Raw genomic sequence first — 26,098 nt, forward strand, 5'->3', positions numbered from 1 at the left:
CCCGACAGCACCGAGCGGGCCCGGACACCCGAGCAGCAGAGGAGGTCGCAGCACCATGCGACACGTGGACCAACTCCCCCACGCGGTCAAGGAGGAGAAGCACGTCACGATCCCGATGGCCGACGGAGCCCGGCTCTCGGCACGGATCTGGCGGCCCGTCTCCTCCGACACCGAGCCGGTCCCGGCGGTCCTTGAGTACATCCCCTACCGCAAGAACGACCTCACCTCCCCACGGGACTCCATCCACCACCCCTACATCGCCGGGCACGGCTACGCCTGCGTCCGGGTCGACATCCGGGGCACCGGCGAGTCCGACGGCGTCCTCACCGACGAGTACCTCGAACAGGAGCAGGCCGACGCCGAAGCCGTCCTCGCCTGGCTGGCCGACCAGCCCTGGTGCGACGGCGCCACCGGCATGATGGGCATCTCCTGGGGCGCCTTCGCCGCCCTCCAGGTCGCCGCCCGCCGGCCTCCGAGCCTGCGCGCCATCTGCATCTCGTCCTTCACCGACGACCGGTACGCGGACGACATGCACTACCTGGGCGGCGCCATGCTCTCCGACAACCTGGCCGAGGCCGGCACCATGTTCGCCTACGCCACCTGCCCGCCCGACCCGGCCGTGGTCGGCGACCGGTGGCGCGCGATGTGGGAGGAGCGGCTGCGGGCGGCCCGCCCCTGGGTCCTGGAGTGGCTGCGCCACCCGCAGCGCGACGCCTACTGGCGCCACGCCAGCCTCAGCGAGGACTACAGCGCCCTCGCCTGCCCGGTCCTCGCCTCCAGCGGATGGGCCGACGGCTACTCCAACGCCGTCACCCGGCTGCTGCGCCACGTCGACGTGCCCCGCAAGGGGCTGATCGGCCCCTGGTCGCACAAGCTGCCCCACCTGGGGGAGCCGGGCCCCGCCATCGGCTACCTCCAGGAAGTGGTGCGCTGGTGGGACCACTGGCTCAAGGGCCTGGACAACGGCGTCATGGACGGCCCCATGCTCCGCACCTGGATGCAGGAGAGCGTGCCGCCCTCCACCTCGTACGAGGAGCGGCCCGGGCGCTGGATCGGGGAGCCCTCCTGGCCCTCGCCGCACGTCGCGGACACCGTGCTGCCCTTCCACGACCGCGGACTCCTGATGCCCGGCGGGAGCGGCGGGGCGGCGGAGCGGCCCGAGGGCCCCGAGCGCGCGTACACCGTCCAGTCCCCGCTGTCCGTCGGCCAGTTCGCCGGCAAGTGGGCGTCCTACAACGCGCCGCCGGACCTGCCCTACGACCAGCGCGAGGAGGACGGCGGGTCGCTCGTCTTCGAGACCGACGTCCTGACCGACCGGGTGGAGATCCTCGGCACCCCCTCCGTCACCCTCGACGTGTCGGCCGACGCCCCTGCCGCGCAGGTGAACGTCCGCCTCTCCGACGTCGCTCCGGACGGACGCTCGACGCGGGTCACCTACGGGGTGCTCAACCTCGCCCACAGGAGCAGTGAGGCGGAGCCGAGCGAGCTCGTCCCGGGGGAGCGGTACACGGTCCGCGTGCCTCTGCACGGGGTCGCGCAGGCGTTCCCGCCCGGCCACCGCATCCGGGTCTCCCTGTCCACCTCGTACTGGCCGCTGGTCTGGCCCGCGCCCGAGCCGGTCCTGCTCACGGTGTACGAGAGCGGAAGCGCGCTCACCCTGCCCGTCCGCGACCAGGACGTCGCCACGGACACCGAACTGCGTCCCTTCGGCGAGCCCGAGGGCTGCGCGCCGTCGGCCGTCACCCAGCTCGGCGAACCGGAGCAGGCGTGGACGGTCTCGCGTGACCTGGTGGACTACCGGTCCGTGCTCGACATCGTGAAGGACCAGGGGGTGCGGCGGTACGAGGACGCCGGGATCGACGTCGGTCTGCGCGCCCGCGAGCGGTACAGCTGGGTGGCCGAGGACTTCGGCTCGGTACGGGGCGAGTCGGCCTGGACCATGACCTTCGGCCGGCCCGGGTGGGACGTGCGCGTCGAGACGCGCACCGTCCTGACGTCGGACAGGGACGCCTTCCACGTGGACGCGACCCTGGACGGTTACGAGGGCGGCCGCCGCGTGTTCTCCCGTACGTGGAACGAGGACGTGCCCCGGACGCGCGTCTAGGGCGTGTTTCGAAAGTAGCGTCGTCCGCCCGGAGGGCGGGCTCGGCGGCGTCCGGTGCGTGCGATCGCAAGGCGGAGGGCCGCCCCGATACCGGATGTATCGGGGCGGCCCCGACAACGCGGCGAGCGTGCGTGCCGGGCGTCGCCGAGCAGGCGGGACTTTCGAAACACGCCCTAGGCGTACTGATCACGAGCGTCGTCGACGCTGGTAGGGCTTGATCGGGGCCGGTTCCGGATGGCTTCGGAACCGGCCCCCGGCCGTCCCGGGGTCCGGCCGGGTCCGGCCCCGGGAACGGGGAGAACGTTCAGGAGGCCCGACGCGAGCGGACCGAGGCGATGGCGCCGAGAACACCGCCGACGGCCAGCACGACCAGGCCCCTCAGCCAGACCTCACGTTCGATCTGGGTGGCGAGCAGGACGCAGGACAGGGCCCCGAGCACCGGTACGACGGTGGGCGCCCGGAAGTGGCGGCCGTCCGCCGGATCGCGGCGCAGCACCAGGAGCGAGGTGTTGACGAGGAAGAAGACCACCAGCAGCAGCAGGACCAGCGTGGAGGCGAGAGTGGACACGTCGCCCGTCGCCGCGAGGAGGAGCGAGAGCGCGGTGGTCGCGGCGATGGCCGCCCACGGGGTGCGGCGGCCGGGGAGGACCTTCGTCAGGAAGCGGGGGAGGAGGCCGTCCCGCGCCATGCCGTAGGCCAGCCGCGAGGACATGATGCCCGTCAGCAGCGCCCCGTTCGCGACGGCCACCAGGGCGACGGCGCCGAACAGCTCGGTGGGAACCCCTCCTGCCGCCCGGACCACCTCGAGCAGCGGACCGCTGGAGTCCGCCAGCGTCTCCGTCGGCACGGCCGCGGACGCCGCCACGCCGACCAGGGCGTACACCGCGCCCGCGGTCAGGAGCGCGCCGAAGAGGGCTCGCGGGTACGAGCGGCGGGGCTCGCGCGTCTCCTCGGCCACGTTGACGGACGTCTCGAACCCGACGAACGAGTAGTAGGCGAGTACGGTGCCGCTGAGCACGGCCGCCACCGGGCCCTCGTGCGAGGTGCCCAGCTCCGTGAGCCTCCCCAGGTCTCCGTCGCCGCGCAGCATGATCCGGACGCCGAGGCCGATCACCAGCAGCAGCCCGCCGACCTCGACGACCGTGGCGACGACGTTGGCCCGGGTCGACTCGTTGATGCCTCGCGCGTTGAGCAGCGCCAGCAGGACGAGGAAGACGACGACCACCAGCACCACGGGGAGGGTGACGAACTCGGACAGGTAGTCGCCGGCGAACCCCCGGGCCAGGGCGGCCACCGAGACCACGCCCGCGGCCAGCATGCAGAAGCCCGCGAGGAACCCCAGGAAGGGGCCGTAAGCCAAGGTCGCGTAGTGGGAGGCGCCACCGGCGCGCGGGTACTTGGTGACCAGCTCCGCGTAGGAGGCGGCCGTGAGCAGGGAGAGGCACATGGCCGCGAGCAGGGGAACCCATACGGCTCCGCCGGACTCGGCGGCGACCTGCCCCACCAGGACATACACGCCCGCGCCGAGCACGTCTCCCAGGATGAAGAAGTAGAGCAGCGGTGTGGTCAGGGCCTTCTTGAGCGGCGCGGGAGCGTCCGAGGCCGGGGGTTTCGTGGGAGATGGTTTCACGGGGCGCCGGGTACCCCGCCCCCCCGTCCGGTAATCGGCGTGCTTTCGGCGCCCGTCCGCCCCGCCGGGGAGCCGTGGCGCGGGCCGGCCCGCGTCGCGTGGGCCGGCCCGCACCGGGCGGCTCACTCCCGGGCGGCCTCTTCCCGGCCCTCGAACACGCGGCGTGCGACGGCGCCCTCGTCCTCGACGAGGCCGCCGCGGTCGGGGGAGAACACGGCGCCGCAGTGTTCGCACAGCTTCGCCGTTCCGGCAGGGGTACCGCATGCCGTGCAGAACCGCTGCTCGCCTTCCGCCTCCGATGTCTCCGTCATGGTCGGGTCCTCCTTCGTGGTGAGTGCCTTCGTCCCGTACCCGTGCCCCTCCCGGCGTTCGGTACGCACCGGGGGCCCCGCCCGTGCGGGGCCCCCGGCAGGCGGCGTCAGACAGCCGGGGTGAACCGGTCCCAGACCCGGTGGCGGGCCAGCATCCCGCTCAGGCCCTCCAGGACCGCGGCCGGATCGTCGGAGGCCGCCACACCGGGCGCGTCGGGGGCGATACCGGCGGCCCTCAGCGTTTCGAGGCCGCCGGCCCAGGCGCCGACGGCCTTGCCGTGCCGGAACGCCTCGGTGATCAGCAGCAGGACGCGGGGGTCGATCCCGGCCGCCGCCGCCGCGACGTCGTCGACCTTGGCGTCGCGGGCGCCGTAGCCGTCCGCGCCCGGGGCGGGGGCGCCGGCGACGAGGAGGGCGTCGAACTCGATCGAGCGCGCGGTAGTGAAGGTGCGCTGGACGGTGACGGGGGCGTCGTCCGGTCCGATGGCGCCGCCGGCCGGGGCGATGACGAGCGGCACCATGCCCGCGTCCAGGATCGTCTGCCGTACGGACCTGACGCCGTCGAGGTCCGCGTCGGCGTCCGCGACGATGCCGATGATCCGGCCGTCCAGCGGCCATTCCTGGCCGAGCTGGGAGAGCGCGGGGCTCGGAGCGGGGTCGGCGAGCCGCGTGCCGGCGGCCGGCGCGGGGAGGCCGAGCCCCGCGGCGACCTGGGCGCAGAGCTCGGGGTCGATGTTGGCCAGTACGGTCAGGGCCCGCTCCTTGACGGCCTGCTCGTAGCACTTGCCGAGCTCGAAGGTGTAGGCGGCGATGGTGTGTTCGCGCTCGGTGGGGGTCATGCTGAGCCAGAACAGACGCGGCTGGCTGTAGTGGTCGTCGAAGGACGCGGGCGCCTTGCGCTCCTTGACGCTCGCGGCGACCTTGGCGGGCACGTCGATGAACGCTCCGGTGTCCTCCCCGGCGAGGAAGGGGCACCCCCCGTCGAGGCTGTTGGGCCGGTAGGGGGCGACGCCGCGGTGGACGGCGGTCTGGTGCATGCCGTCGCGCAGCATGTCGTTGACCGGGGCGTGGGTGCGGTTGATCGGCAGCTGGCCGAAGTTCGGGCCGCCGAGCCGGGTGAGCTGGGTGTCGAGGTAGGAGAACAGGCGGCCCTGGAGCAGCGGGTCGTCGGTGACGTCGATGCCGGGCACGAGGTGGCCGAGGTGGAAGGCGACCTGCTCCGTCTCGGCGAAGTAGTTCGACGGGTTCGCGTTGAGGGTGAGCAGGCCGATCGGCTGGACCGGCGCCAGCTCCTCGGGCACGATCTTCGTCGGGTCGAGGAGGTCGATCCCCGCGAAGTTCTGCTCCGGGGTGTCGGGGAAGGTCTGGATGCCCAGCTCCCACTGCGGGAAGGCGCCCGCCTCGATCGCGTCGGCCAGGTCCCGGCGGTGGAAGTCGGGGTCGACGCCGGCGGCGATCTGCGCCTCCTCCCAGACCAGGGAGTGCACGCCGAGCCTGGGCTTCCAGTGGAACTTCACCAGTGTGGTGGCGCCCTCGGCGTTGACCAGGCGGAAGGTGTGGACGCCGAAGCCCTCCATCATCCGGTAGGAGCGCGGGATGCCCCGGTCGGACATGTTCCACAGCGTGTGGTGCGTGGCCTCGGTGTGGAGGGTGACGAAGTCCCAGAACGTGTCGTGGGCGCTCTGCGCCTGCGGGATCTCCCGGTCGGGGTGGGGCTTGCCGGCGTGGATGACGTCGGGGAACTTGATCGCGTCCTGGATGAAGAAGACCGGGATGTTGTTCCCGACCAGGTCGAAGACGCCTTCCTCGGTGTAGAACTTCGTCGCGAAGCCGCGCGTGTCGCGCACGGTGTCCGCGGAGCCGCGCGAGCCCAGGACGGTGGAGAAGCGGACGAACACCGGGGTCTCCACGCCCTTCGCGAGGAACGCCGCCCTGGTCACGGGGGCCGCCGTGCCGTACGCCTGGAACACCCCGTGGGCGGCCGCGCCCCGCGCGTGCACGACGCGCTCCGGGATCCGCTCGTGGTCGAAGTGGGTGATCTTCTCCCGCAGGTGGTGGTCCTGCAGCAGCACCGGGCCCCGCGCCCCCGCCTTCAGGGAGTGGTCGGTGTCGTACAGCCGGGCCCCCTGAGCTGTCGTCAGGTACGCACCGCTCTGTGCCACTTCCTTCTGCGGTACTCCGGTCTCCTGTCCGGTCGGGCTGTACGTGTCCGGGCCGCGCTGGTCGTGCTTGGGGGGCAGCGGATCGGCCGGTGTGGTCGGCTCGTCCACCGACGGCGGCACCGGTCCCGGCGCGCCGGGGATCTCGTTCCCCGGGTCGATGGCGTCCTGGACCTTCTCGGCCACCTTGTCGGCCGCGGCCTTGAGGGGGTTCTTCTTCTCGCTCATGGGGTTCCGATCGTTGCGGGGGGTCTGTTGCCGGGGCGGGCGCTCGTCCGGAAGGTGCGGCTCAGGGGAGGAGCCGCCGCCTGAACGGCCGCGCACCGTGTTCGTGGCTCTGCTCGTGCCGGGCTGTCCGCGGCGGGCGGCGCCCGCAGACGTGCCGTGCCGCGGAAGGTCTCCACGGCTCTCGGCGTCACGTTCCCGGTCATGGACCGTCCTCTCGGCGGGGAGTCCGGGGGCCGCCCGGTGCGGTCGCGCGCCGTCCGGGGCGGGGGCCGGGGCCGGGGAACCATCCGCCGGTGGCGCGGTCCCGGTGGGCGAGCCCGCGAGCGGCGAACGCCTCCAGCCAGCCCGTCATGGGCCACCAGCCCCACCGGCGGTGGAAGATCCCGGCGTTGCGCAGGATGTCGTGCAGGTGCGCCACCGGCGGGTCGGAGACCGGGTGGTACTGGTGGAAGGCCGGGGCGCCGCCGACCCAGGTGAGCGGGACGCCGGCCGTACGGGCCCGCTGGCCGAAGTCGGTGTCCTCGCCGCCGTACCCTTCGTACTCCTCGCAGAATCCGCCGACGGCCTGCCAGGTGTCGGCCGTCACGGCGAAGGACAGGGACCAGAACAGCCGGTGGTCCTCGCTCCGGCGCAGCTCCCCGGCCGCGGGCGCCGGTCGGCCGGGGTGGGGCTCGGCCAGCCCGGGGAGGTCGGCCGGCCGGTACCCGTACGGGCCGGGGGGCGGCAGGTAGGACACGGTGCCGCAGAGCAGGGAGCGCCGGTGCTCGGGGTCGAGGGCGACCTGCCGGTAGCGTTCCAGCAGGTGCTCGCCGGGGACGCAGTCGACGTCCAGGAAGACCAGCAGTTCGGCGCCGTCGTCCACCGCGCGGGCGGCGCCGAGGTTCCGGGCGCGGGCCAGCGGCAGGGCACCGTTCCGCACCGGGCAGTCGACGACCGTCGCGGCGGGTTTCCGGCCGGCCACCACCGCGCCGAGTCCCGGGTCGTCCATGGCGACGACCACGTACCGGTCCGGGGGACGCGTGCCGGCCGCGAGGCCGAGGTGCTGCATGGCCAGGTGCCGGTGCCGCCCGGCCGCCGGAGTGATCACCGCTGTACGCATCACGTGCCCTTTCCCCGGTAGGCGGCGTCGGCCAGGGCGCGCGCGGCGCGCGCGGCGCCGTCCCCGGGCGCCCACCGCGACCAGCGCTCTCCGCCGTGGGCGTGAGCCTGCTCGAGAAGGGGGGCCCAGTCGTCGGCGTCCGGCCACCGGGGCGCGACGACGGCCAGCCGGCCGCGGGCGAGGGCGCGTCCGGTGGCCGCCTGCTCGCCGAAGGGGCGATCCTGCGGCACCACCACCGCCGGGCGGCGTGCGGCGGCGCATTCGGCGAGGGCGTTCTGGCCGGCGTGGGTGACCACGACGTCCGCCGCGCACAGCGCGGGCCAGGGGTCCGCCTCCCACCGGCCGTCCGGACCGCCCAGCGCCGTCCACCGCCAGTCGGGGGCGGCGGCCTGCGCGGCGGCGACCTCGGCGGGGGAGACATCGCGTCCGCCCGACCCCATGAACAGCAGGACTCGCCGGGGGCGCGCCCTTCCCGTCCGTTCCCCCACCGGGGCGGGGGAGCGGCCGTCGAACCGGGAGAAGGCCCCGGTGTGGACCGTCTTGGCCCGCCAGTGCTTGGGCCAGCCCGGCTCGGGCAGCGTCGACGGCCAGGGGGCGAGAAGCAGCTCGGCCAGGTCGTAGGCCGTCCGGTGCGGGGTGTCCATGCGCTCGCCCCGCATGGCCGCGACCGCCGTCGGAACCCCCAGGAGCCTGGCCAGCAAGGCCACTTCGACGGAGACGTCGGACACCAGGAGCGCCGGTGACCTCGCCGCGATCCACTCGGCGATCCGCGCCATGCGCCCCCGGAGCCCGGCGTGCAGGACCGGCGCCCAGTGCAGCCGCCCGCCGGCCGTCACGTCACCGAACGCGGCGGGGTCGCCGTCGTCGTCCCTCGGCAGCCGCACCCAGGGTCCGGGCCAGTCGTCGGGAGCCGGGAGGGAGGAGAGTCCGGTCACCGGGAGGGGGGAGTGGGCCGCGATGGACCGGGCGCGGTGGAGGTGGCCGCTGCCGTGGTGGTGGACGTAGTAGCCGATCACGCCGCCACCGACCGGTAGAAGCGTTCGTAGCTGTGCGTCATGGCGTCCATGGAGCAGAAGGCTTCCGCGTGGCGTCGGGCGTCGGTCCGGGAGAGGGCGACCGTGGGCTCGACCGCTTTCGCGAGGGCCGCGGTGTCGCCGGGCCTCACGAGCCGGCCGCACGCGCGCGTCACGATCTCCGGGAGCGCGCCCCGGGCGAATCCGCAGACGGGCGTGGCACAGGCCAGCGCCTCCGCCACCACCAGCCCGTACGGTTCGTCCCAGCAGGGGGTGACGACGGCCGCCGCCGAGGACCCGACCAGCTCGCACAGGTCCGGTTGGCGGAGGTGGCCCTCGTAGGTGATGGTGCGGCCGAGCCGGGGACGGACGCACGCCTCGAAGTAGTCGGCGTCTCCCACCGGCCCCGCGATCCGCAGCCCCCGGCCGGACAGTTCCGCGGCCTCGATCGCCAGATGCGCGCCCTTCTCGGGGACGATCCGCCCCGACCACACCAGGTCGTCCCCGCCGGGCCCGGGTCGCCAGCGCCGGGTGTCGATCCCGTTGTGCACGACGGTGGCCGCGGGGACGATGTGGCGCCAGGCGGCGGCCGTGTGGGCGCTGACCGCGTTGAAGTGCACCGGGCAGTCCGGGGCGACCTGGATGGCCGATTCGATCCACGGCGTGGGCGGGGTGTGCAGCGTGGTGACGACCGGGACGGAAAGCGCGGGGGCCATCGCCACCGGCAGGTAGTTCAGGCTGTTGTTGTGCACGAGGTCGTACCGCGACGGCCCGCGCCCCAGTTCGAGCATCAGCTGGAGATAGGCGTGGTGCTCCTCTATCCACGGCGCGGCCGCCGTGCTGGTGTCCCGGCGCGCCCCCTCGCTGATCCGGACCGTACGCAACGGCATCTCGACCACGCCCAGCCCGGGATCGGAGCCGGGCCCCGCGAAGACGGTGACCTCGTGGCCGCGGGCCCGCAGGGCCGTGGAGAGCGTCCAGGTGTGCGCTTCCAGACCACCGGCGAAAGGCTCGGCGATCGGGTACCGGGCGGAGGCGATCAGCGCGATGCGCAGCGGGGTCGCCGCGGGCCGGACCGGGGCCCCGGGGGAACCGGTCACAGCAGGTCCGCGTAGAGCGTCTCGTGGGCACGGGCGATCCGGACGCGTTCGGCCCCGCGCTCCACCGGGTCGGCGCGCCAGGCGGGACGCTCCTCGTAGGCCGTACGCAGGGCGTCGCGCAGGGACGACTCGTCCAGCCCCCGCCGGTCGTGTCCGTAGGTGAGGCACGGGCGTTGCTCGGCGTAGAACCCGCAGGAGGGCGCGACGACGGTGGTGCCGAGGTCGTAGCACGCCTCCAGCCACCCCGAGTGGGTGCCGAACCGGTAGGGCAGCACGGACACGTCCAGGCCGATCAGGTAGTCCCACAGCGCGTCGTCGTCGAAGTAGTCGTGCACGCTGAGTTCCAGCCGCCCCTCGCGGTTCATCCCGCGCAGTTCGTCGAGCACTCCCGGCGCGTACCAGTGGCTTGCCGGATCGTCGACGTCCGGATGGCAGTCGACGCGGAGCACCGCGCCGGGGAGTTCCGCCAGCACGTCGGCGAGCACCCGCACCACCGGCAGGGGGTCCATGTTGGGGCGGATGCTCTTGGCGTGGAGGCCGACCGTGAACGCCTCGTGCCGGGGCCGGGGGCGTACCAGGCCGTCGGGTCCGACGACGTGCGGATGCGGCAGGACCGTGGCGGTGCGGCCCCACCGTGCGGCGATCTCCCGGGCGGCGCCCGGGGTGAGCGTGATCAGCCGGTCCGCCCCGGGGACGAGCACGTCCAGTTGCGCCCGGTGCTCGCCCTCGTCGTGGTGGTGGGGGTTGGCCAGGTCGTGGACCGTGTAGACCAGTGGTTTCCCGTTCGCGCGCAACGCCGCGAGGAGGGCCCTCAAGGCCGCGGGAGACTGTGCGTCGAAGCCGAAGTGCAGGTGGAAGACGTCGAAGGCGTCGGCGTGTTCGTCCACCCAGGCGGGGTCGAGCATGACCGGGGGCCACCACTGCTGGGAACCGCTGGGAGCGCCGCACGGGCGGGGGTCGGTGAGCCGGGTCACGCGGTCGCCTTCGGGCGGCGACAGGTGACGGACGTAGACGTGGCCGGCGGGGACCGACGCGACCCTGATGGTGTCGGCGGACGCCTGCCGGAGGCCGGGCAGCTCCGCCGCTCGCACGCCCTGCGGGGCGCCGGGCGTCCGGAACGGCGGACGGTCCCGGGGGTGGCGGGCCAGGGGTTCGGCCACGACGGTCTCCTCGTTCTTCGATCGCGCCCCGCCCTCGGCCCGCGTCGGCAAGGGGCCGTGCCGCGCACCGCTCGGTGAAGGCCACGGCCGCGGCGGGGCGATCGGCGCCCCCGGCGGGCGGTGGACGAGCGGCTGGACCGAGGGGGTGAAGGACTCGGTGAGTGCTCAGGGTCGTGCCTCCGAGTTCCCGTAATCCACGGATCAAACGCGCCCCGGCCCAAGAAGGCGCGGATGCGCCGAGGAGGAGTACGTCGGCCGTGCGACGGGGCGGCGGCAGCGCGCGGCCGATTCCCCGGGCGGCCCCTCCCTTTTCGGCCGGGCCCTTCCTTTTCCGGCCGGGCGAGCGCGTTACACACGGGCCCGACGGGATACTCATGCGCCGGACATCTGACGGCGTCGGGAAATGCATCGGGGTGTACACATGAGCGAACCGCCGGAAGTGAGGAACGAGGACGGAACCGGCGAGAGGGCGGAGATCCCGCGGTCGCCCGTCGGGTCGCACAATGAATGGGATCCGTTGGAGGAAGTCCTCGTCGGCCGCCTCAACGGCGCCATTACACCCTCACGGCACCCGGTCGTCTCCTGCAACGTGCCGCCGTGGGCCGCCCGGTTCCAGCGGCTCGCCGCCGGCATGAGATATCCGCGCGCCCTGATCGGACCGGCGCAGCAGGAACTCGACCGCTTCGTCACGCTCCTGCAGACCCTCGGGATCACGGTCACCCGCCCCGACGCCGTCGACCACGGAGGCCTTTCGCCACCCCCGACTGGTCGTCGCGGGGTTTCTGCGACACCTGCCCCCGGGACAGCATGCTGGTGATCGGCGACGAGATCATCGAAACCCCGATGGCCTGGCCGTGCAGACACGTCGGGACCCATCCCTACCGCGGCCTCCTCAAGGCCTGCTTCCGCAGGGGCGCCCGCTGGACCGCCGCACCGAAGCCGCAGCTGACCGACGCGCTGTACGACCCCGACTACCGGACCCCCGGGCCCGGCGAGCCCATGCGGTACGTCCTGACCGAGTTCGAGCCCGCGTTCGATGCCGCCGACTTCGTCCGGGCGGGCCGCGATCTGTTCGTCATCCGCAGCAAGGTCACCGACCGCCTGGGCATCGAATGGATGCGACGCCACCTCGGCCCGGGCTACCGGATTCACGAGATCGAGAGCCGACGCCGTGCACCCGTGCACATCGACTGTCGACCGAGCCCCGCCTCCCCGCCTCCGCTTCGCCGCGGGGCGAAGGCGTGCTGTGGCGCCGCCGGGGGACCGGCGACGTTTGGACCCCGTTCGCACGGGCAGGCGGGCGACGTGCTTCGGACAGGAGGCACGCCCGTGGGGATTCCGGGCGGTGGTGTCCTCCCGTCGCCTACCGCTCCCACGGCGGTCCACCGCGACATCGACGAGGAGCGAGCACGTATGCAGGCTGTGTCCGGCCATGGACGGCACTCGGCCGCGGCGGCGCCGGCCGCGCGGCGGGCGTCCCGGAGACCGGCCGAACGGCCCTTCGGCCGCGGCCGGGGGGAGACGGTGAACGATCCGCGACGAGCTCACGCGACATGAAGCCCGACATGAGGAACGCACTCGCCCGCCTGAAACCCGGCCTGCGCCGTCCCGACCGCTACGAGGTGGCGCAGTCCTTGAAGTCGGCTGCCGCGGCCATCATCGCCTGGGCCCTGACCGGGTGGTGGCTGTCGGCCCCCATGGCCCTGATGGCCCCCTGGGCGGCCGTCGCGCTGGTGCAGGGGACCGTGTACCGGTCCGTGCGCACCGCCGTGCAGCTCGTCTTCATGATCACGGCGGGGACGCTGCTCGCCGCCGGCGCCGCCGCGCTCACGGGCGACACGATGATCGCCATGGTCGTGGTCCTCCCCCTCACCACGCTGCTGGGCAACGTGGCCCCCGTCGGGGGCCAGGGCCTGTACGCGTCCACCACGGCCCTCTTCGTCCTGGCGTACGGCTCCTACTCGGCCCCCGCCGTGGGGCACCGGCTGCTGGAGACCCTGGTGGGGGCCGCCGTGGGCGTCGCCGTGAACGCCCTGGTGCTGCCGCCGGTCCACTCCCACCACGTCGGCAGGCTGGCGCTCGCCCTGCCCCGCGACAGCGCGCGGTTGCTGCGGGACATGGCCGAGGGCGTGGAGGACTACGACACCTCCCGGGCCGAACAGTGGCACCACAGCGCCAAGGACCTGCTGGCCGCGTTGTCGGAGCTGTACGTCGGACGGGGGTGGGACTCCGAGAGCTTCCGGCTCAACCCCGGCCATCGGCTGCGCCGCTGGACGCCCGCCCCCTCCTCCGAGTGGGACGTCGTCTGGGCCCAGGTGGCGAACAGGCTGCTCGCCCTGACCCTGACGTTCTGGGAGACCGCGTCCGAGGACCGAGGGCTGCCCCGGCCCTCGCCCCGCGCCCGGAAGGAACTCGGCCGGCTCCTGGCGTCAGCGGCGGAGGCGTGCGAGGCGTGCGAAACGGTCATGGAGAACGGCGCCGACCGGGGAGGGCACGACCGGCGGCGCACCGCGCTCGCCGACGCCCACCGGGCCCTCGCCGCCGTCAAGGAACAGCTGCACGGGCAGGACCCCGACGTCGGCGCCGCGCTCGGCAGCCTCGTGGCCGACTGCCAGGCGCTGCTGGACGACCTCGCCCCGGACGGGGGAGACGTGGACACGGACGGGACACCCACCCGCGCATGACGGAAGGGCGACGCCCCCCGGGGCCCCCGCGGAACTGGAGGGCTGCCGGCCCCGGACGCCGGGACGGACCGCGGACGCCGGGACGGATCGCGGGCGCCGGGACGGGCCACGGAGGCGGGGAGGGGCCACCGAGGCGGCGCCCGGCACGTTTGAGATCGGGCGGCCGCGGTACCCCGACTGGGCCCCGGCGGCCCCGCCGCCTTCCGAGACCGACCCTGGAGGAGAAATGACCGACGCCACCGGGCCGAGCACCCCCGTCGCCGTGGTGACCGGAGCGGACTCGGGCATCGGCCGAGCGGTCGCCGTGAAGCTCGCGCGGCAGGGCATGGACGTAGGCATCACCTACCACCGCGACCGGCAGGGCGGCGAGGACATCGACGTGGAGAGCGTGGACCGGCCGGGCATCCCCCTGGGGCGGCCCGGGGACGCCCGGGAGGTCGCCTCCGTGATCGCCTTTCTCGCCGGGCCGGAATCCTCGTACACGACCGGCGCCTCCTGGGCCGTGGACGGCGGGATGCCGCGGATGGGCCCGCAGGCGGGCTCCCACCTCCGGTCCCACGACTGGCGTCGCCCCTGACCCCGCGACCGGCCCCCGGCCGTACCCGCGACCGCTTCGGCGCCCCCCACGAAGGACTCCCCATGGTCGACAGCACTCTCCCGCTTCTCCTGCACGGCTACGCCTGGCTCCCGGACCGCAGGCGCCGCAGCGGCGGAGCACCCGTACGCACCCGCCTCCTCGGCAAGAAGGCCATCGCCCTGCACGGCCCGGCCGCCGTGTGGTTCTTCTACGACGAACAGCACATCCACCGGCACGACGCCTTGCCGCAACCGGTCATCGACACGCTGTTCGGCCAAGGCGCGGTGCACACGCTGGACGGCGAGAGCCACCGGGTGCGCAAGGAGCTGTTCACCGGACTGCTCCAGGACCCGGCGGCGGTGGGGGAACTCGCCGACCGGGTCGGCGCGGAACTGGAACGGGCGCGGGCGGAATGGGCGGGTAAGAAGCGCGTCGTGCTCTTCGACGCCATGGCGAGGGTGCTCACCCGCGCCGTGCACACCTGGGCCGGGGTTCCCCTGGGCCAGGACGCGCTGGGGCACACGGCACGTGATCTGATCGCCATGGTCGACGGGTTCGCCGCCCCCGGCCCCCGCCACCTCCGGGCCCGCCGGGCGCGCCGACGCCAGGAAGAGCGGCTGGCGCCCCTCGTGGAGGCCGCTCGCGCGGACGCCCGCGACCCGGCCGCCACGGTGTTCCGGACGGTCGCGACGCACCGGGACGCGGACGGGGCCCTCCTCTCCCCGCACACCGCCGCGGTCGAACTGCTCAACGTGCTGCGGCCCACCGTCGCCATCACCTGGTTCGCCGTGTTCGCCGCCCACGCCCTGCACCGCCACCCCGAGCACCGCCGGGCCCTGGCGGCCGACGACGGGCTCCGGGCCGGGTGGGCGTTCGCCCAGGAAGTACGCCGCTTCTATCCCTTCGCCCCGTTCGTGGGGGGTCTGGCGGCCGAGCGGCTGGAGTGGGCCGGACGGACCATCGCCCCCGGCACCATGGTGCTGCTCGACCTGTACGGACTCGATCACGACCCGGACCTGTGGCCCGAGCCCTACCGCTTCGATCCGTCGCGCTTCCTGTCCGGGCCGGTCCCGGCCGACGCCCTGGTCCCCCAGGGCGGAGGCCCGGTGGAGGGCCACCGCTGTCCCGGGGAGGACGTGACGGTCTCCGTCCTGGCGACGGTGGTCCGCTTCCTGGCGCGGTCGACGTACGAGGTCCCCGAGCAGGACCTGCGGATTCCGCTCCGCCGGATCCCCACGGCCCCCCGCAGCGGATTCGTGGTCAGCGGCGTCGCCGGGGTTCCGGCCGACCGCCGTGCGGGGGACGGGGACCTCTCCGCCTGACCCGCACGCCGCCCCCGCCCGGCCCCGCGACGCGGCCGGGCGGCGGGAAAGCTCCCCCGCTCAACCGGCCTTTCCGCCGGACAGGGGCGCCGTGTCCTCGCCCCGGCCCTGCCGCACGCCCCGCAGGAACTCGCTCAACGCGTCCTTCGACGTACGGCTGGGCCGCCATCCCAGCACGTCGTGTGCCCGGCCCGCGTCCATGACCGGAATCCGCAGCACCGCGTCGAACAGGTGGGGTGAGGCCGGCACGGCCCGGGTGTGCCACGCGCCTGCCAGGGCGGTACGCACCAGGGCGCGGGGGAGGCGTACGATCCGCGAGCCGAGGAGTTCCGCCAGCAGCGGGGCGTCCACCACCGGATCCGCCGCCAGGTTGAAGGAGCCGCGGACGTCACGGAGAACGGCCAGCCGGTAGGCCTCGGCGGCATCGTCGGTGTGGAGCACCTGGAAGCGCAAGCCCTCCAGATCGGGTACGAACGGCAGCAGGTCGGGCCGCAGGAGGGGTCCGGGGAACCGGCGTCCGGCGAAGATGCGCCGCTGTTCGGGCGCGGCCGTCTCCTTGAAGATGAACCCGGGCCGCATCCGGACCACCCGGACCTCCGGATGCCGCGGCTCGAAGGCGTCGAGGACCCGTTCCAGGTAGGCCTTCTCCCGGCAGTAGGCCGCGTCGGGCCATCCGTCGGTGGGCCACCCCTCGTCCACGCCCGGCTCGTCCTTCGGACCCGGGGAGTAGGCCCCGACGGAGGAGGCGTACACCAGCGCGGGCACCCCGCTGCGGACCACGGCGTCGAACACCCGCCGGGAACCGAGCACGTTGCTCCGCCAGGTCACGACCGGATCGTGCGTGGGCTGGAAGCGCCACGCCAGGTGGACCACGGCGTCCGCACCGCGCAGGAGGGTGGTGAGCCGGTCCTCGCAGTCGGCGCGGGACAGGTCGACGGTGTCCCACCGCACCTTCGCGATCTCCATCGCGGGCCGCCTGCGGGCCAGCCCGAGGACCGAGCCGACGTCCGGATCGGCGGCGAGCGCGCGCACCACACCGGTCCCCACGTTGCCGGTGGCCCCCGTCACCACCACCCGCCTGCCGGGAGGGCGGTCTTCGGTCTCCATGCGGAACGTCCCTTCTCTCCGCCGGCCGTGTGCTGTGCCGTGGTTCCGGACGGCCGGGCGCGTTCAGTCGGTGGATCGGTTCACCGCGGAGTGGGTTCCCCCCGGAACGCGTCCCTAACGCCCGGCGAGGGCAGGACCGTCCCGAGGCGGCGCACGGGGGCGGCGGGGCGGTGGAAGACCGCACCGCTTCTCGCGGACCCGGCGGGCCTCCGAGGGGGAGCTCGCACGGGACCTCCGTAGAGATCCCGGTTGCTCTCCCCGACCGGGCGGCCCTGGGCCCGTCGCCGGGCCCCCGGAACAGGGGCGTCGTACGCCGACGGGCTCACCGGCGCCGGGCCCCGGCCCCCGGGAGCGGGCGGGCGAAGCGGTCCGTCCCGGGGATCCGTGTTAGTAATGGTCCTTCGGTCCTCGTGACCGGTTGGTCGGCGGCTGTTCGGACGGAAGCAGCCCTCGTACGGTCCCCGGGTCGCGCTCGTTCCCCCTCGAGCCCCCGGGGCCGTGAAGGGGCGCGCCTCCGTCCCGCCGGTGTCCACAGGGCTAAGTTTCCGAGGCAAGGAGCCGGTGTGGGCGACGGTACGGGCACGTCGGCGCAGGTCGTCGTCCAGCAGGAGCTGGCCGCTGTGCTGGACCGCCTCAGGGTGGGCGTGTTCGCGCTCGACGGCCACGACCGGATCGTCTGGGCCAACGCGGCGTCCTTGGCCTTCCTGTCGTGCTCCGCCGCGGAGGTCGTCGGCCGGGGCCTCAGGGCGCTCCTCCACCCGGGCGCCCGACCGGTACCCTCTCCCCGGCCGAGCCCCCCTCCCCGGTCGGCCGAGGAGGGGGCGGAGGCGCCGGCCGCCCCCGCCGAGGACAGGACGTGGCTGGCGCGCGGCGACGGTTCACCCGTGTCCGTCCGGTGGTTCCCGCTGCCCGTCGACTCCGGTGGCGGGGGCGGCGACGGGGTGCGTCTGCTGGCCTTCGACACCGACGAGGACGGACCCGGACCCCGCCCCACCGGACCGTCCTCGTACACGCGGACCCTGTCGGAGCGGGACCGGCTCGCCCTGCTGGCGGACACCACGGCCCAGCTGATCTACAACATCGACGTGGACGAGTCCCTGCGGAGAGTGGTGGAGCTGCTGCTGCCCCGTCTCGCCGACTGGGCGGTCATCGACCTGATCACGGAGACGGAGGAGGTGAACAGATCGCTCGTGCTGCACGCCCGCTCCGACGGCCTGGAGGTGCGCGAGGACCTGCAGGGGCCCATGCCGCCCGTGCCCCCCTCCTCGCCCATGCCCCTGTCCATGGCCCTGCGCGGGGTGGCCTCCACCCTCGCCGGACCGAAGACCTACGACGTACCGCCCGACAGCGCGGTGGCGCTGGAGCAGCGGAAGCTGTTCACGGCGACCGGCATCGAGACGGCGGCCATAGCTCCCGTCCAGGGGCCGAGCGAGGTCCTCGGCGCGATCACGCTGGGGCGCACCGCGGCGGAGGAGCCGTTCACCCCGGACGACCTGGAGCTGTTGGAGAACATCGGCCGGCGCATCGGCATCGCCCTGGAGAACGCCCGGCACTACCAGCGCCAACGCCAGGTCGCCGCGACCATGCAGCGCTATCTCCTGCCCCAGCTTCCCCGGCTGACCGGGGTGGAGATGACGGCGCGGTACCTTCCCGCCCCGGACGCGTCGCACGTGGGCGGCGACTGGTACGACGCCTTCCCCCTCCCCAACGGCGACACCGCCCTGGTCGTCGGCGACGTCGTCGGTCACGACCTGGAAGCCGCCGCCGGGATGGCCCAGCTCCGCAACATGCTGCGCGCCTACACCTGGGCCCAGGACGAGCCGCCGCACCGCACCGTCGAACGCCTGGACCAGGCCATGAGCCACATCACCGACGTCTCCATGGCCACCCTCGTCCTGGCCAGGCTGACCACCGCCCCGGCCGGAGGCCGAGTCCTGCGCTGGACCACCGCCGGCCACCCGCCCCCGCTGCTGCTCGACTCCGCCGGCCGGCCGCGTTTCCTCGACGACGGCAGAGGGATCCTTCTCGGAGCCTCCGCCAACCGCCCCCGGCCCGACGCCCACGTCCACCTGCCCCCCGGCTCGACGCTCCTGTTCTACACCGACGGCCTCATCGAATCCCGCCGCCAGCCCCTGGACGTCGGTCTGAAGCGGCTGAGCGAACACGCGGCCGACCTCGTCCACCGGCAACTGGACGTTTTCGTCGACCAGTTGCTCGAACGCTCGCGGCCTGCCGACAACGATGACGACGTCGCGCTGCTCGCCATCCGCATCCCCTCCACCACCTGAGCCGAGGCCCGGCCCCCTGCGGCCCGGCCGGAACCGTCCCGGCATCCGCTGCCTGCCCGAGCCGGCCGGCGGGTACGGGGCGCTCAGGGCTCCGGACACCGGGGCGAAGAGGGGAGAGCGGATGTCGGTCGATCTCATGGGATTCCTCGGCGTGGTGCTGATCGCGTACGCCGTCCCGGGCCCCGACTTCCTGGTGGTGTTCCGGTCGGCGGTCGAGCACCCTTCCCAGGGGCGGGCGGCGGGGCTGGGCGCCCAGGCGGGACTGTGCGTGCACATGCTCGCCGCCGCCGTCGGCCTGGCGGTGCTCGCCGCCCGGCGCGCCGCCCGGGAGCGGTCCGTGGTGCGGAAGGCGGAGGGGGAGGGCCCGTCGACGGGAGGGCGCGGTGGGGACCGGCGGCGGTCTCGCCCCGGGTTCCCCGCGAGGGCGGGAACCCCGTCCGCCAACGGGGCGAGGTCTCCTTCCGCCTGCCGCGGAAGCGCCTGTCGCTGCGCGTGAGGGCCCTGTGACCGTGGTTGGGTCGGATCATGGCTGGGACGACACCCCTGGGCGCCGTGGCTCGCGGCATGCTCGCCGGCGCGGCCGGCACGCTCGCGATGGACGCGCTGCTGTACCTGCGGTACCGGCGCGGAGGAGGCGACGAGGGGTTCGTCCCCTGGGAGACGGCGGCTTCCCTCCGGGACTGGAAGGACGCCCCGGCCCCGGCACAGGTCGGCCGCCGTCTGGTGGAGGGCTTGTTCCAGCGCGAGGTGGGCCCCCGGTCGGCCCGGTCGGCGAACAACGCCACCCACTGGGCGTACGGCATGCTCGCGGGCGCCCAGTACGGTCTGGTCGCCGGGTCGCTGGCCAGGCCCCGGATCGGCTACGGAATCCCTCTCGGCGCCGGCCTGTGGGGGACCGGCTACGCGGTCCTGCCGGCGGCCGGCCTCTACCGGCCGATCACCGAGTACGACCGGGCCACGCTGGCCAAGGACCTGGGCGCCCATCTGCTCTACGGCCTGACGACCGCCGCCGTTTTCGCCGTCCTCCGGGCGGGGTGTTCCTCCCGCCGGGCCGACCGGGCCCCGGGCCGGGGCCCCGGGGCCCGGTAGGCGCTTCACCGGAAACACGGTCGGGCCGTCGGGCCCTCGGGCCGCGTGGCCCTCAGGCGAGGAGCTTCGCCTTCGCCCGTTCGTACTCCTCGGCGTTGAGCGCGCCCTTGTCCTTGAGCTCGGCGAGTTTCGCCAGGTCGTCCACGTGGGATCCGCCGCCGGCCCCTCCCTGGGGCCCCGCCGCCTGGCGCACGTAACTGCGGAACGCCGCCTCCGAGTCCCTGGCCGCCTTCTCGTCGCGCTCGTGCATGCTGCGTCCGCGGACGATGAGGTAGACCAGGACACCCAGGTACGGCAGCAGGATCACGAAGATCAGCCAGCCCGCCTTGGCCCAGCCGCTCAGCGAGTGGTCCCGGAAGAGGTCGGTGACCACCTTGAACAACAGGAAGAACCACATGACCCACAGGAACAGGTACAGCATGGTCAGGAAGAGGTTCAGGAGCGGGTAATCGTCCATGGGACTTCTCCGATCACGCGGATGATCCCTCATTCATACAGTGCGACCGTTTTGCCCGCATCCGTACGGGGGTGCGAGCGCGGGAGCGGCCCGTCGGCTACGGCTTGTGGATGGTGCGATCCGCAGGACGTGCGCGGGCGGGTGGGCGATCCCCAGGTCGGGCCGCCAGGCCGCCAGGATCTGTGCCGACGGATCGAACAGCGGGGTCGGGAGCTCCTCGGGTGCGATCCAGTGCCAGGCGCTGATCAGATGCGGCTCGGTCACCTCCGCCGCCCCGGAGACGAGCCGGACGACCGCCGCCATGCTGATGCGGTTGATCCCGCCGATCACGTCGTGGACCATCGCGATGACGTCCACGGACGCCTCGTCGACCACCAGGCCCGTCTCCTCGCGCAGTTCCCGGACGGCCGCCGCGGCGACCGACTCGTGCGTCGCGTCGACCTTTCCGCCCGGCAGCTCCCACGTACCGCTGCGGTGCCGGCCCAGCAGGACGCGATGCCGGCCGTCCTCGACGATCACCCCGACCCCGAGCGACGCCTGTGCGGCGGGAGGACGGGTGTTGCGGGTGGGCTCGACGGCGGGGTCGGCCGGCATGGCGCTGGTCCTCCGGTCTGCGGTGCGGGCGGGGGCGCCCCGCCGCGCGTACGGCACGGGGCCGATCCGCCGCGGGTACGGGCACGTGCTCGGGCCACCGTAGCGAACCGGCGGCCCCGGCGCGCTCAGACCACCAGGCGCAGCGACCTCTCCGCGATGCCCAGCCGGACGCTCTGGCCCCAGGTCAGTTCCAGGGCGTCGGACTCCATGCCGTCCCCGAAGACCACCAGCCGGTCCGACTCCACGGTCAGCCGCAGCCCCTGGCCCCGCTCCAGCTCTCCGGCCACCCTCGACGTCCCGGTCGCCGGTGAGGGCCATGCCTCGCGTACGAACCACAGGAGGCGCGCGTCGCACGGCGCCGGCAGCGGGAGGCCGCTGTGGCGCTCCAGCCACAGCGAGCGGAGCCAGCCGGTGGCGCCGGTGCCGGTGCCGACCAGCACCCCGGAGGAGGCCTGGGCTTCGCCGGGGGAGCTCTCGCCGTCGCTGCCCAGCCGGTAGCGGGCCGTCTGGTGGCCGGGCGGCCCGAGGTAGATCTCGTTCAGGGCGAGGAGGCGCTGGGTGTCGTCGGCGACGGCCTCGACCATGGTCAGTTCCTCCGCCCGTCCTCCGGCGGTGGCCGCGGCGCGCAGCAGGGCCGCCGCGTCGGCGTGGCGGTGGCGGACCAGGACGCCGGGGTTGCGTCCCGGGTCGGTGTCGATGCCCACCACCGGCTGGCCGGACAGGTACTTCGCGGTGTTGGCGACCAGGCCGTCCTGGCCGACCACGACCACCACGTCCTCCGGGGCGAACAGGAAGCGGTCCAGGTCCGCCCGCTCCACCCGGGTGGAGCGCCAGGTGAGCGGCACCGCCGCCGCCACCTCGCGCAGCGCCTGCCGGGTGTCCTCGTGGCGGCGGGCCACCTCGTCGATCGCGCGCCCCCGGCTGGAGAGGAAGAACGCGGCCTGCCCGTGCGTACCGTGCCGGGCGAGCAGTTCCTCGTACTCCGTCCGCCGGTGGACGAGCACCGCCCGGGGTGCCAGGCTCACGCTCCCGCCCCGCCTTCCGCGCGGCCGAGCTTGGCGAGCAGGCCGGTGAGGACGTCGGGGGAGAGGGTGAGGCTCTCGATGCGCGGCAGGTTCTCCGCGAGGCGGGTCGTGGCCAGGGCGTGCAGCGTGGCCGGATCGACCTCGCCGTGCACCCGCAGCCAGGCGGCCTGCGCCTCGGCCCGTGCCGCGCCCGTCTCGCGCGCCGCCTCGGCCTCCGCGCGGGCCAGGCGCACCGTGCGGGCGGCCTCCGCCTCGGCCCGTACCCCGTCGGCCGCTGCCTTCTCCTCGGCCTCGCGGCGGGCGTTGGTGCCCCGCTGGTCGACCAACTGCTCCTCGCGGCGGGCCAGTTCGATCTGACTGGCCAGCTCGTTCTCGGCGATGGCGCGCTCGCGCTCGACCGCCACGGCCCGCCGCTCGTAGGTCGCCCGGTCGGCCTCCTGCTGGATCTGCTCGCGGGCCGGGGTGCGCAGGGCGCGTTCGACCTCGGCCTCGGGGCGGATCGCGACGACGCGCACGGCCACCACGTCGATGCCGGTGGCCGGGAGCCGGGGTTCGGCGGCGAGGCCGGTGGCGACCCGTTCGCGTACGGAGGCGACCCCGTCCACCAGGGCCGCCGCGAGCGGGGTGCGGGCCAGGACGTCCAGGGTGTGCTGCTGTGCGGTCTCGGTGAGGAGGGTGGCGATCTGCTCCAGCGGTGCGCCGCGCCAGCTCCCGGTGTCCGGGTCCACGGAGAAGTCCAGCCGGTTGGCCGCCTCGGCCGGGTCGCTGATCCGGTAGGTGACGGTGGCCTGCACGGTGACGTCCTGGAAGTCGGCCGTACGGGCGTGGAACGCCATGGCCAGCTCCCGGTCGTCCACCGGGACTTCGGAGAGCGCCGCCGTCAGGGACCGGTACCAGAAACTGAGTCCCTGTCCGTCGTGGGCGAGCCGTCCGCGTTTGTGGTGGCGGATGTGGGCGGTGGGCGCGGAGCGCAGATGACGCCAGCCGAAGCGGCGGGTGATGTCGGCCATGGTGGGAACCCCCTTTATTTCGTCAAGGCGACGATAAAGGGTTGCCCTCATAGTGTCAAGGTGACGATAAAGAGGGTGGGGTCCGGTGGGCCGTGTGCCGGTCGCGAGCGCCGCCCACCCGGTGGAGTGCGTCGCGGGGTTGCGGCCGGCCCTCCCGCCGGGCGGGTGCGGGCCCCGGCCCCCCGCCGACCGCCGAGCGCCTGCCGGGAGGGAGAGGGGTGGGGATGCGCGGGCGGCCGGCGGCCTCCGCAGAGGTCGCCGGCCGCCCGGGGGTGCGCCGCCCCCGTCCCCACGGTGCGGCGCGGGTGGACCGTCCCCATCCGCCGGGACGGGCGGTCCACGTCTGTCAGGACTCCGGCGCCCCCGCCGGGAGTCCAAGGCTCGGGAGGATCGCCTTCTCCACGAAGGCGGTCAGGTACGCGGCGTCGGCGTAGCGCCCCTCCAGCAGTGGGCGGGCGCGCATCACGCCGAGCAGCTGGGCGGAGACGAACGCGGCCCCCGGATGGTCGGCCGCGAGCTCGCCGCGCTCCTGGCCGCGCCGGACCATCGCGTCGATCGCCGCGACCTCCGGAACGATCAGCGCCTCGCGCAGCGCACCCAGCAGCTCCGGGCTCTGGAGCGCCGCGTGGCTGAGGGCGTGCATCAACGGCGTGTCGCGCCCCGACGCCTCGCCGATCGCCCGCGCCGCCTCCAGGAGGTCCCCCGCCAGCGTCCCGGTGTCGATCCTCGGGAGCCGCATGCGCCGGGTGCCCCGTAGCGCCGCCACCACCAGCTCGGGCTTGGATCCCCACTGCCGGTACAGCGTCGACTTCCCGCACCGGGTGCGCGAGGCGACGCCCTCCATCGTCAGCGACTCGTATCCGCTCTCCCGCAACAGGTCCAGCACCGCCGTGTAGAGCTCCTGCGCCCGCTCCGGTGTGATCTTCGACCGGGGGGACGCGAGTGCGGACTCCTGCGCGGAATCGGGCGACGGCATGGGCTGTACCTCCTGCGGCGGTGCGGCGAGGTTGTCGATACGCCAGTGTACCGATACGCACGTGTACCGATACGCCTTCGTATCGGTACACTGGCGTATCGATACGGCGTGGATCGAAACGACCGGGCCGTCCTGACACCGCTTCGCATCCAAGGGGGCACCGGGTGACACCCGCCCGCACCGAGCCCGTGGACCAGGAGCCGGACATACGTGCCCGACCGCCCCTCGTCCGCGAGTTCCTTCTCGTGGCCGGACTCTTCCTGGCCTACAAATTCGGCCGCCAGGCCGCCAACGGCCATGTCGAGGAGGCGTTCCGCAACGCGGGGAACGTCTGGGACCTCGAACGCGCCCTGCGCTTTCCCGGCGAGGGCGCGGTCCAGGGGATGCTGCTGCACGGCGGGCCCCTGATCCACGCGGCGAACACCTACTACGCCGCCGTGCACTTCCCGGCCACGGCCCTCTTCCTGGTCTGGCTCTACTGGCGGCGGCCCCGCCACTACGTACGGTCGCGCCTCGTCCTCGCCGCGCTGACGGCCGCCGCCCTGGCCCTGCACCTGGTCTTCCCGCTGGCCCCGCCCCGGATGCTGCCGGTCGCCGGCCTCGTCGACACCGGCCAGGTCTACGGGCCGACCGTGTACGGGCAGACGCCCGCGACCGACACGATGGCGAACCAGTTCGCCGCGATGCCCTCGCTGCACGTGGGGTGGGCCGTGATGGTCGCCGTGGGGCTGATCGGCGCCACCCGCTCCCGGTGGCGGTGGCTGTGGCTGCTGCACCCGGCGATCACCCTGCTCGTCGTGGTGGGCACGGCCAACCACTACTGGCTCGACGCCGTCGTCGTCGTGGCGCTGCTCGCCGTGGCCCTCGCCGCGTTCCGGCTGCCGCCGTCCGCCCGGATCCTTCCCCGCCCGGCCCGGTGGGCGAGCGGCACCGCATCCCCCGTACCGGCGTACGCGGGTGGCGTGGTCGGCGCGTACGCCGGGGGTGCGACCGTCCCCGGGATCCGCGGGACCGCTCTCGTACCCGGCCGGACGGCGGCTGCCGCGGCCCCGCCGACCGGCCCGGCCGCCGGTCCGCCCGCGACGGCCGGTTCCCGGAGGTCCGCCGCTCCCACCGTGGAGGCGGGCTCCGGGCCGCGTCCGCGCACCCGTGCCGGAGCCGTGCGATGAACGCCACCCTCCTCGCCGTCGCGCTCTCCCTCGTCTCGGCCGGCGCCTACGCGGCCGCCGCCGTGGCCCAGTCGCGGCTGGCCGGCCGCACCGACCCCGCCACCGGATTCCTGCGGATGCTCCGCCGGGGAGCCTGGTGGTCGGCGGTCGGTCTCAACGCCGCCGGAGCGCTGCTGCACGTAGCCGCCCTCAACTACGGTCCGCTGACCCTGGTCCAGCCGCTCGGTGCGCTCACCCTCGTGGTCGCCGTCCCGCTCGGGGCGCGCGCCGCCGGACGCCGGGTCGGCCGCGTCGAGTGGCGGGGCACCGCCCTGACCCTGCTCGGTCTCGGCGCGCTGCTCCTGACCGCGGGCGGCTCCGCCCCGCACGACACCCTCACCCTCCCCGAAGCGCTCGGTGTGGGCGCGGCGACCATGGCGGTCGTCGCCGGACTCGGCAGACCCGGGGTCCGCCCGGGGCTACGGCACGCGGCGGCCTCCGGGATCACCTCCGGCGTCGCCTCCGCCCTCACCCAGACGCTCACCGTCGCCGTCACCGACCACTCCGGCGGCCCGCTGTTCAGCTGGCGGCTGCTGACGGTCGCCCTGCTCGTGTCGGCCTTCGCGATGGGCGGTCTGCTGCTGTCCCAGACCGCCTACCGGGGCGGGCTCGGCGCCCCGCTCGCCGTGGTCACCCTCGCCAATCCGGTCGCCGCCGCCGCGATCGGCCTGGTCCTGCTCGGCGAGCGCCTCCAGGGCGGTCCGGTCAGCCTGGCGCTCGCCCTCCTCGGCGCAGCGGCGGCCGTGCGAGGAGTGGTCCTCCTCAGCCGGGCCCAGGCGCGGGGAACAGAGCCGGACGATGCGCCCCGGGACCCCGCCCCGGTGGACCGGCCCTCCTCCCGGGCGGTCATCCGCAGCCCCCGGCGCGCGGACACCGCGACGCCGCAGCCCGTTCCCGACCCCGTTCCCGCGCACGCCGGCGGCTGACCGGGGGAGGGGACGCCCGGCGGGCCGGTGC

General features: G+C 74.3%; 22 protein-coding genes and 1 pseudogene. 10 read left to right on the forward strand and 13 right to left on the reverse strand.

Annotated elements, in window-relative coordinates; translation table 11 throughout:
* The first annotated feature begins 55 nt into the window (after positions 1 to 55).
* The gene (locus AMK24_RS20610; protein WP_073770271.1) at positions 56 to 2,104 is read left to right on the forward strand and encodes a CocE/NonD family hydrolase; all 2,049 of its coding nucleotides are present in this window, start codon (positions 56 to 58) and stop codon (positions 2,102 to 2,104) included.
* 304 nt (positions 2,105 to 2,408) lie between these two features.
* Here AMK24_RS20610 and AMK24_RS20615 read toward each other — a convergent pair whose 3' ends face one another.
* The 7 genes from AMK24_RS20615 to AMK24_RS20645 form a co-directional block, all read right to left on the reverse strand.
* Entirely contained in the window at positions 2,409 to 3,734 is a 1,326-nt protein-coding gene (locus AMK24_RS20615) for an APC family permease (RefSeq protein WP_073770272.1), read from the reverse strand.
* Between the two features lie 122 nt (positions 3,735 to 3,856).
* Complete coding sequence (locus AMK24_RS20620) at positions 3,857 to 4,045, reverse strand: hypothetical protein (RefSeq protein ID WP_143203721.1); 189 nt, start codon at positions 4,043 to 4,045, stop codon at positions 3,857 to 3,859.
* 107 nt (positions 4,046 to 4,152) lie between these two features.
* Positions 4,153 to 6,432, reverse strand: a complete 2,280-nt coding sequence (locus AMK24_RS20625) for a catalase (RefSeq protein WP_073770274.1) — start codon at positions 6,430 to 6,432, stop codon at positions 4,153 to 4,155.
* 199 nt (positions 6,433 to 6,631) lie between these two features.
* Positions 6,632 to 7,531: a glycosyltransferase family 2 protein gene (locus AMK24_RS20630; protein WP_079190564.1), complete on the reverse strand. Its 900-nt coding sequence runs from the start codon at positions 7,529 to 7,531 to the stop codon at positions 6,632 to 6,634.
* Positions 7,531 to 8,547, reverse strand: a complete 1,017-nt coding sequence (locus tag AMK24_RS20635) for a glycosyltransferase (protein WP_073770275.1) — start codon at positions 8,545 to 8,547, stop codon at positions 7,531 to 7,533. The genes AMK24_RS20630 and AMK24_RS20635 overlap by 1 nt, the downstream gene beginning before the upstream one ends.
* On the reverse strand, positions 8,544 to 9,644 hold the full coding sequence (locus tag AMK24_RS20640) for a glycosyltransferase family 4 protein (protein WP_242435200.1): 1,101 nt from the start codon (positions 9,642 to 9,644) through the stop codon (positions 8,544 to 8,546). Before AMK24_RS20640 ends, AMK24_RS20635 begins: the two co-directional genes overlap by 4 nt.
* Positions 9,641 to 10,804, reverse strand: a complete 1,164-nt coding sequence (locus AMK24_RS20645) for a glycosyltransferase (protein WP_242435201.1) — start codon at positions 10,802 to 10,804, stop codon at positions 9,641 to 9,643. The genes AMK24_RS20640 and AMK24_RS20645 overlap by 4 nt, the downstream gene beginning before the upstream one ends.
* A 421-nt stretch (positions 10,805 to 11,225) precedes the next feature.
* Here AMK24_RS20645 and AMK24_RS20650 point away from each other — a divergent pair.
* The 4 genes and pseudogenes from AMK24_RS20650 to AMK24_RS20665 all read left to right on the forward strand — a co-directional run.
* Positions 11,226 to 11,995 (forward strand): annotated as a pseudogene (locus AMK24_RS20650) (amidinotransferase); the annotation flags it as partial.
* Between the two features lie 374 nt (positions 11,996 to 12,369).
* Positions 12,370 to 13,488: an FUSC family protein gene (locus tag AMK24_RS20655; RefSeq protein ID WP_073770346.1), complete on the forward strand. Its 1,119-nt coding sequence runs from the start codon at positions 12,370 to 12,372 to the stop codon at positions 13,486 to 13,488.
* Between the two features lie 226 nt (positions 13,489 to 13,714).
* On the forward strand, positions 13,715 to 14,065 hold the full coding sequence (locus AMK24_RS20660; protein WP_073770276.1) for an SDR family oxidoreductase: 351 nt from the start codon (positions 13,715 to 13,717) through the stop codon (positions 14,063 to 14,065).
* Between the two features lie 62 nt (positions 14,066 to 14,127).
* Entirely contained in the window at positions 14,128 to 15,387 is a 1,260-nt protein-coding gene (locus AMK24_RS20665) for a cytochrome P450 (protein WP_073770277.1), read from the forward strand.
* A gap of 60 nt (positions 15,388 to 15,447) precedes the next feature.
* Here the strand turns inward: AMK24_RS20665 and AMK24_RS20670 are convergent, their stop codons facing one another.
* Entirely contained in the window at positions 15,448 to 16,494 is a 1,047-nt protein-coding gene (locus AMK24_RS20670; protein ID WP_073770278.1) for an NAD-dependent epimerase/dehydratase family protein, read from the reverse strand.
* 563 nt (positions 16,495 to 17,057) lie between these two features.
* On the opposite strand from AMK24_RS20670, the gene AMK24_RS20675 reads away from it, so the two are divergent.
* The 3 genes from AMK24_RS20675 to AMK24_RS33730 all read left to right on the forward strand — a co-directional run bounded on the left by AMK24_RS20675 (position 17,058) and on the right by AMK24_RS33730 (position 19,871).
* Positions 17,058 to 18,782, forward strand: coding sequence for a PP2C family protein-serine/threonine phosphatase (locus AMK24_RS20675; RefSeq protein WP_073770279.1), 1,725 nt, complete (start codon positions 17,058 to 17,060; stop codon positions 18,780 to 18,782).
* Positions 18,783 to 18,903: 121 nt separating this feature from the next.
* Positions 18,904 to 19,278 (forward strand): hypothetical protein, encoded by a 375-nt coding sequence (locus AMK24_RS34810; protein ID WP_073770280.1) that lies wholly within the window; start codon positions 18,904 to 18,906, stop codon positions 19,276 to 19,278.
* A 29-nt stretch (positions 19,279 to 19,307) separates the two neighbouring features.
* Positions 19,308 to 19,871: a hypothetical protein gene (locus tag AMK24_RS33730; RefSeq protein WP_143203722.1), complete on the forward strand. Its 564-nt coding sequence runs from the start codon at positions 19,308 to 19,310 to the stop codon at positions 19,869 to 19,871.
* 52 nt (positions 19,872 to 19,923) lie between these two features.
* On the opposite strand, the gene AMK24_RS20690 is transcribed toward AMK24_RS33730, so the two are convergent.
* The 5 genes from AMK24_RS20690 to AMK24_RS20710 form a co-directional block, all read right to left on the reverse strand.
* Positions 19,924 to 20,328, reverse strand: a complete 405-nt coding sequence (locus tag AMK24_RS20690) for an SHOCT domain-containing protein (RefSeq protein WP_073770282.1) — start codon at positions 20,326 to 20,328, stop codon at positions 19,924 to 19,926.
* Positions 20,329 to 20,361: 33 nt separating this feature from the next.
* Positions 20,362 to 20,922 (reverse strand): nucleotide triphosphate diphosphatase NUDT15, encoded by a 561-nt coding sequence (locus tag AMK24_RS20695; RefSeq protein WP_079190565.1) that lies wholly within the window; start codon positions 20,920 to 20,922, stop codon positions 20,362 to 20,364.
* Between the two features lie 125 nt (positions 20,923 to 21,047).
* Positions 21,048 to 21,947 (reverse strand): hypothetical protein, encoded by a 900-nt coding sequence (locus AMK24_RS20700; RefSeq protein WP_073770283.1) that lies wholly within the window; start codon positions 21,945 to 21,947, stop codon positions 21,048 to 21,050.
* A complete protein-coding gene (locus tag AMK24_RS20705) occupies positions 21,944 to 22,957 on the reverse strand; it encodes an SPFH domain-containing protein (protein ID WP_073770284.1) in 1,014 nt (337 codons plus the stop codon). The genes AMK24_RS20700 and AMK24_RS20705 overlap by 4 nt, the downstream gene beginning before the upstream one ends.
* Before the next feature lie 346 nt (positions 22,958 to 23,303).
* Positions 23,304 to 23,933 (reverse strand): TetR/AcrR family transcriptional regulator, encoded by a 630-nt coding sequence (locus AMK24_RS20710; RefSeq protein WP_073770285.1) that lies wholly within the window; start codon positions 23,931 to 23,933, stop codon positions 23,304 to 23,306.
* Between the two features lie 164 nt (positions 23,934 to 24,097).
* Here AMK24_RS20710 and AMK24_RS20715 point away from each other — a divergent pair, with 164 nt between their 5' ends.
* Complete coding sequence (locus AMK24_RS20715) at positions 24,098 to 25,102, forward strand: phosphatase PAP2 family protein (protein WP_073770286.1); 1,005 nt, start codon at positions 24,098 to 24,100, stop codon at positions 25,100 to 25,102.
* On the forward strand, positions 25,099 to 26,067 hold the full coding sequence (locus AMK24_RS20720; RefSeq protein WP_073770287.1) for a DMT family transporter: 969 nt from the start codon (positions 25,099 to 25,101) through the stop codon (positions 26,065 to 26,067). Before AMK24_RS20715 ends, AMK24_RS20720 begins: the two co-directional genes overlap by 4 nt.
* The last annotated feature ends 31 nt before the right edge of the window (positions 26,068 to 26,098 follow it).

The sequence above is a fragment of the Streptomyces sp. CB02366 genome, assembly GCF_001905905.1.
Lineage (GTDB): Bacteria > Actinomycetota > Actinomycetes > Streptomycetales > Streptomycetaceae > Streptomyces.